Raw genomic sequence first — 6,438 nt, forward strand, 5'->3', positions numbered from 1 at the left:
GTAGCGTTCGGCGACCTTGCGCGCATAGCCGAAGAATCGCGGCAGGTCCGCCATGTAATGCGGCTTGCTGTCGCGATAGTTGATCCGGCAGAACAGGCCCCGACCTTCGGCTTCGTGACGAAATCGACGGCGCCGAGTTCCAGCGCGCGCAGCGTGATTTCGGAGCCACGCTCCGTCAGCGACGACACCATCACGACGGGCATCGGCCGCAGGCGCATCAGTTTCTCGAGGAAGTCGAGGCCGTCCATGCGCGGCATTTCGACGTCGAGCGTCAGCACGTCCGGGTTGTGCTGCTTGATGAGATCGCGCGCGACGAGCGGGTCGGGCGCGGTGGCGACGACCGTCATGTCGGGCTGACTGTTGATGATTTCCGTCATCAGGCTACGAATCAACGCCGAATCGTCGACGCACAATACTTTGATCTTTTGCACAGCGTTCACGCCTCCTCTACAGTCCTGGCGTTATTTGATTGGATCGGGCGCGCGGTGGCGCCGAATAGTTCGATACGCGGCTTCGCGCCGGCCGGACGCGCCGCGCCCGTGCCTGCCGCTGCATTCGCAGCCGGGCCTGCCGCCGTGTTCGGGGAACCCGCGCCGAACAGTTCGATGCGCGGCTTGCCCGCAGCGGGCGCGGAAAACAGCTCGACCCGCGCGCGCGCCTTCGCGAGCCGTTCGGCGCGCGCTTCGGCCGTTTGCCGCGCGAGCGCCTGCTCGCGTTCCGCCACGCCTGCTTCCTGCTGAAGGCGCAGCTTCTTGACCATCACCTGGCCCGTGCGCGGCATGAACGCGACCTTGCGCGGATGCGTGCCTTCCAGGTCTTCGGCGACGATGCGAATTTTTTCAAGCGCGAGATAGCGGCGCACGAACGCCGAGTTGCGATCGCCGATGTTCATCGTCGTCATGCCCGCCAGCACGGCCGCGCCGCCGAACACCTTCGCCTCGAAACGCTCGCGGCGGCCGCCCGCCTTGATCAGTTCGTTGATCAGCACTTCCATCGCGTACGCGCCGTAGCGCATCGAATCCGACGCGGCTTGCGCAACGTCGGCGCCGTCGTCGGGGAGCATGAAGTGATTCATCCCGCCGATGCCCGCCGTGCGGTCCTGGATGCACGCCGCCACGCACGAGCCGAGCACGGTGACGAGCACCATGTCTTCGCTCGTCGTGTAGAACTCGTTGGGCAGCAGCTTGACACCCTGCTTCTGGAAGTGGTTGTCGAAATACAGGTTGGTTGCGATCGGCAAGGTGCTGCTCATGCTGGCACCCCGCTCGATGCGCGCTGGCTCGCGCGTCCTGCATTGGCGCCCACGTCGCGCGTCAGTTCGTAGACGGTCTGGCCGCGCAGGCGGAACGCCTGCGTGACGTACGTGAAGTTCTCCGAATGCCCGGCGAACAGCAGGCCGCCCGGCTTCACGAGCGGCTCGAAGCGCGACAGCACCTGCGATTGCGTCGGCTTGTCGAAATAGATCATCACGTTGCGGCAGAAGATCGCGTCGAATTGCGTGTTCAGCCGGTAGTCGCGCTCGGTGAGATTGAGTTGCTCGAAGCGGATCATCGCGCGCACTTCGGGACGCACCTTCACCATGCCCGCATGCGCGCCCGTGCCCTTCAGGAAAAAGCGCTTCAGCCGCTCCGGCGACAGATGCTTGACCTGGTCGAACTGATACATGCCCGCTTCGCCTTTCGCGAGCACTTGCGTGTCGATGTCGGTGGCGAGCACCGTCGCCTGGCGCGCGGCCTGCTCGCCGAGCGCTTCGATCAGCGTCATCGCGATCGAATACGGCTCTTCGCCCGTCGATGCCGCCGAGCACCACACGGAAACGGGCGCCGGGCGCCGCGCGACGAATTCGGCGAGGATCGGAAAGTGATGCGCTTCGCGAAAGAACGCGGTGAGGTTGGTGGTCAGCGCGTTCGTGAAAGCTTCCCATTCGGCGGGATCATTGTCGGCCTCGAGCATGTCGAGATACTGGCGAAACGAGTCGATCCCGCGCGCGCGCAGCCGCCGCGCGAGCCGGCTGTACGCCATGTCGCGCTTGTGGTCGGACAGCGAAATGCCTGCGCTGCGATGAATCAGTTCACGAATGCGCGCGAAATCCGCCGACGTGAATTCGAAGTCGCGTGCCTGCTCGCCGGGTCTTGCCGGCTCTGCCCGCTCAGGGCGTGATTGCGCGCGCGTTGCCATCATCATGTCTTCCGTCTGCCATAAGGAGCGCCGCACCGCCCGTCGATCCCGCCAATGCCGCTGTTGCCTGCGATGTTGCCTGCGCTGTTGCACACGCCGCTGTCGGCGCTGCCCCGAGTGCTGCTGCTTGCCTGAGTTTGCGTGTCACTTCCTGTGCTGCTGTCGTTGCCCGTACCGCGTGCGGCCGGACCGGGCGTGCCGCGCTCACGTATCCATCAATTGCTGCCGCGAGCCCGCCGCCCATCGCGCGCGCGCCGTCACGCTTCATGGCGAGGTGGCGTCCGTCACCTGACGATGTGCCGCGAATCCGCATCTTCATTCGCCGTTCGTCAGAACGTTTCCCAGTCGGCATCGGACGTCGAAGCGACGGCGGTCTGACGCGCAGCCGGCTCGGCCGCTGCCACGGCCGGCTTCTTCGCGACGGGTTCGACGCGGGCCGGCGACGGTTCCGCCTTCACGACGGCAGACTGCGCGCTAGCGGGCTTCGCTGCGTGCGCGACCGCAGCCTTGACGCGGCTCTTCGCCGTGCCCGCCGTCGGCTTCGCCGCCTGGGTGCTCGTGCCACTCGCGCCGCTCGCGCCATTCACGCGCCACTGGCCGATCACCGACTGCAGCGAACGCGTCTGTTCTTCGAGCGATGCCGCCGCTGCCGCCGCCTGTTCGACGAGCGCCGCGTTCTGCTGCGTCACTTCATCCATCTGCACGACGGCGCGATTGACCTGCTCGATGCCGCCCGACTGTTCCTCCGATGCCGCGCTGATCTCGCCCATGATGTCCGTCACGCGGCGCACGGCCTGCACGATTTCGTCCATCGTCGTGCCCGCGCGGCCGACCAGCGCCGAGCCGCTCTGCACCTTGTCGGCGGAGTCGCCGATCAGCTCCTTGATTTCCTTCGCCGCGCTCGCGCTGCGCTGCGCGAGGCTGCGCACTTCGCCCGCGACCACTGCGAAGCCGCGGCCCTGCTCGCCCGCACGCGCCGCTTCGACGGCCGCGTTCAGCGCGAGGATGTTGGTCTGGAACGCAATACCTTCGATCACGCTGATGATGTCGACGACCTTATTCGAACTGGTCGCGATGTCCTGCATCGTGCTCACCACCTGGCTCACCACTTCGCCGCCGCGCGTCGCGATATCGGACGCGTTCACAGCCAGCTGGCTCGCCTGGCGCGCGTTGTCGGCGTTCTGCTTCACCGTGCCCGTCAACTGCTCCATGCTCGACGCCGTTTCCTGCAGCGATGCCGCCTGCTGCTCCGTGCGCTGCGACAGGTCCGTGTTGCCCATCGCGATTTCGCGCGCGCCCGTGTCGATCGACTCGACGCTCGTATGCACCGCCTTGATCATTCCGGACAGGCTGTCCTGCATCGTCTTGACTGCCTTGAACAGACGGCCGATTTCATTGCTGCCCGACGCGTCGACGCGTTGCGACAGGTCGCCCTTCGCGATCTGCTCGAAGCATTCGATGGCGTCGTTCAGCGGCTTGACGATCATGCCGCGCAGCGCGAAGCGGATCGCCACCACCAGCACCAGCGCAACCGCGATCACGGCGATGATCGCCGCGCGCAGCATCGACATCTGCGCGGCCGTGCTTTCCTGCTGCTGGTTGGCGTGCGCCTGCAGCGCCTTGACGACGGGCGACGACGCGTTGTCGTATTCGACAAACATCGGGCTGATCTTCGTGTCGGCGATGGCGTGATAGCCGGACAGATCGCTTGCGCGCAGTGCCGTGAACTCGGGGTTCACGCCGTCGTTGATGAGCGTGGCGCGCTTCGCGACGACGGCGTCGATCAGCGACGGGTCGATGCCGTTCTTCGGTGTGTTGAGGAACGCCTGCCAGTTCTCGTTCGATTTGCCGAGCAGTTCGGCCGCGCGGTCGAGCACCTGCTTCGACTGCTCGATTTCGCCCGCTGCCGTCAATGCGTTGACGCGATCCAGCGACACGCGCGAGCGCAGCAGATACGAGGCCGAATCGTTCAGCGTGCGGATCGCGACCATATCGCCGTGCGCCATGCTGTCGAGCGCATCGCCCGAGCGGGCGAGCGCCGTCAGTCCAAGCGCTCCGACGGTGACCGTCAGCGCAACCAGAATGATCCCGACGAGGGTCAGCGACGTCCGGATCGACCATCTGCTCAACATTGTTGTACTCCCTGATTACCTGTGTTTGAGCGTTCCGCTGCGCGTGCTACCCGAGTCCCGCCCCAGGTCCAAAGTACACTTGCGCGCTTGCTCCGCACCCGTGGCGGGCCGCTCGGGCGGCTCACAGCGCCTTACCTGCCCAGCGTTTCCGTCAGAGCCATCTCGCGGCTCGTCATCAGCTTTTCGATGTCCATCAGGATCAGCATGCGGCCGTCGACGGTGCCGAGGCCCGTCAGATACTCCGCCGTCAGCGTCGCGCCGAATTCCGGCGCGGGCATGATCTGGTCGACGGCGAGCGTCAGCACGTCCGACACGCCGTCCACCACCATGCCGACCACGCGGCCCGCGACGTTCAGGATGATCACCACCGTCTGATGGTCGTACTCGACCCGGCCGAGGTGGAACTTGATGCGCATGTCGACGATCGGCACGATGATGCCGCGCAGGTTGATCACACCCTTGATGAACTCCGGCGCGTTCGCGATGCGCGTCACGCTCTCGTAGCCGCGGATTTCCTGCACCTTCAGGATGTCGATGCCGTACTCTTCTGCGCCGAGCGTGAAGATCAGGAATTCCTGACCGCTCGCATCGGCTTGCGCGTCGCGGCGGCCGCCCGAACCGGCCACGCCGTTCGAATTGATGGATTGGACTTCTGCCACGTTAGCCCCCAAAACGGTTGGGATATGAGTTGAGTTTCAGTTTCAGGCGAGCGCGAGCGACGCACCATGCGACGCCCGCGTCTCGCGGTTCAGCGCCGCCACGTCCACGATCAGCGCGACGCTGCCGTCGCCGAGAATGGTCGCGGCGGAAATGCCGTGTACCTTGCGGTAATTCGTTTCGAGGTTCTTCACCACCACCTGCTGCTGGCCGACCAGTTCGTCGATCAGCATCGCGAAGCGCCGTCCTTCCGTCTGCATGATCGTGACGATGCCTTGCGTCGGATCGGTGCGTGCGTCCTCGACGGAGAACACCTCGTGCAGCGCGACCAGCGGCAGATATTCGCCGCGCACGCGCACGACGCGCTCGCCGTTGGCCACGGTGTAGATGTCGTCGGCGCGCGGCTGCAGCGACTCCATCACGAAGTTCAGCGGCAGGATGAAAATCTCGCTGCCCACCTTGACCGACATGCCATCGAGAATCGCCAGCGTGAGCGGCAGAACGATGCGCGTCGTGCTGCCTTTGCCCGCGTGCGACGTGATTTCGACGTGACCGCCCATCGACTGGATATTGCGCTTGACCACATCCATGCCGACGCCGCGGCCCGACACGTCCGTCACCTGCTCGGCCGTCGAGAAGCCCGGCAGGAAGATCAGGTTCCAGACTTCTTCGTCCGTCATCGTGTCGCTGACGGTCATGCCCTGCTTGGCCGCCTTCGCGAGAATCTTGTCGCGGCGCAGGCCCGCGCCGTCGTCACTGACTTCGATCACGATGTTGCCGCCGTGATGCGCCGCCGACAGCACCAGTTGGCCCGTCGAATCCTTGCCCGCCGCCTTGCGCGCTTCGACCGTTTCGATGCCGTGGTCGAGGCTGTTGCGCACGAGGTGCGTGAGCGGATCGATGATGCGCTCAATCAGGCTCTTGTCGAGTTCGGTCGCCTGACCGAAGGTGACGAGTTCAACCTGCTTGCCGAGCTTCGCCGCCAGATCGCGCACGAGACGCGGGAAGCGGCTGAAGACGTAATCCATCGGCATCATGCGGATCGACATCACGGCTTCCTGCAGATCGCGCGCGTTGCGCTCGAGCTGCGCCATGCCGTTGAAGAGGCGATCGTGCAGCGCGGGGTCGAACGTGCTGGTGGTCTCGGCGAGCATCGCCTGCGTGATCACCAGTTCGCCGACCAGGTTGATCAGCTGGTCGACCTTTTCGACGCCCACCCGGATCGAGCTGCCTTCGCCCGCGTTCGCGGCAGCCGCCGGACGCGCCTTGCGGTCGCCCTCGGATGCCTTCGGCGCGGCGGCAGCGGGTGCGGACTCGCTCGCGGCCTGCGGCGCGACCGCAGGTGTAACGATTGCGGGCGCGGCCGCGGGCTGCGAGGCCGCTTCTTCTGCTGTAATGATCTGCATGATGTTGTCCGATGATCCGCTGCAATGCGATCTTATCTGCCCTCTCCCTGCTTACTCACCCTTCA

5 protein-coding genes and 1 pseudogene are annotated in these 6,438 nt (G+C 65.4%); all 6 read right to left on the reverse strand.

Annotation, left to right across the window (positions count from 1 at the left end; genetic code table 11):
* Positions 1-431: response regulator (locus tag H3V53_RS42030; protein ID WP_336602871.1), on the reverse strand; the 431-nt coding region annotated here is incomplete at its 3' end.
* Between the two features lie 5 nt (positions 432-436).
* Entirely contained in the window at positions 437-1,252 is an 816-nt protein-coding gene (cheD, locus tag H3V53_RS42035; RefSeq protein ID WP_336602872.1) for a chemoreceptor glutamine deamidase CheD, read from the reverse strand.
* Positions 1,249-2,181, reverse strand: a complete 933-nt coding sequence (locus tag H3V53_RS42040) for a CheR family methyltransferase (protein ID WP_054918341.1) — start codon at positions 2,179-2,181, stop codon at positions 1,249-1,251. The genes cheD and H3V53_RS42040 overlap by 4 nt, the downstream gene beginning before the upstream one ends.
* Before the next feature lie 326 nt (positions 2,182-2,507).
* Positions 2,508-4,310: a methyl-accepting chemotaxis protein gene (locus tag H3V53_RS42045; RefSeq protein ID WP_336602873.1), complete on the reverse strand. Its 1,803-nt coding sequence runs from the start codon at positions 4,308-4,310 to the stop codon at positions 2,508-2,510.
* Between the two features lie 131 nt (positions 4,311-4,441).
* A complete protein-coding gene (locus H3V53_RS42050; RefSeq protein ID WP_336602874.1) occupies positions 4,442-4,969 on the reverse strand; it encodes a chemotaxis protein CheW in 528 nt (175 codons plus the stop codon).
* Positions 4,970-5,011: 42 nt separating this feature from the next.
* A pseudogene (locus tag H3V53_RS42055) lies at positions 5,012-6,337 on the reverse strand (chemotaxis protein CheW); the annotation flags it as partial.
* Positions 6,338-6,438: the final 101 nt, after the last annotated feature.

The sequence above is a fragment of the Paraburkholderia bengalensis genome (assembly GCF_037126505.1).
Lineage (GTDB): Bacteria > Pseudomonadota > Gammaproteobacteria > Burkholderiales > Burkholderiaceae > Paraburkholderia > Paraburkholderia bengalensis.

Bases quoted from the DNA above. Each gene is read 5' to 3' on its own strand.
- H3V53_RS42045 (WP_336602873.1), bottom strand. From the start codon at position 4,310: ATGTTGAGCAGATGGTCGATCCGGACGTCGCTGACCCTCGTCGGGATC.
- cheD (WP_336602872.1), bottom strand. From the start codon at position 1,252: ATGAGCAGCACCTTGCCGATCGCAACCAACCTGTATTTCGACAACCAC.
- H3V53_RS42040 (WP_054918341.1), bottom strand. From the start codon at position 2,181: ATGATGGCAACGCGCGCGCAATCACGCCCTGAGCGGGCAGAGCCGGCA.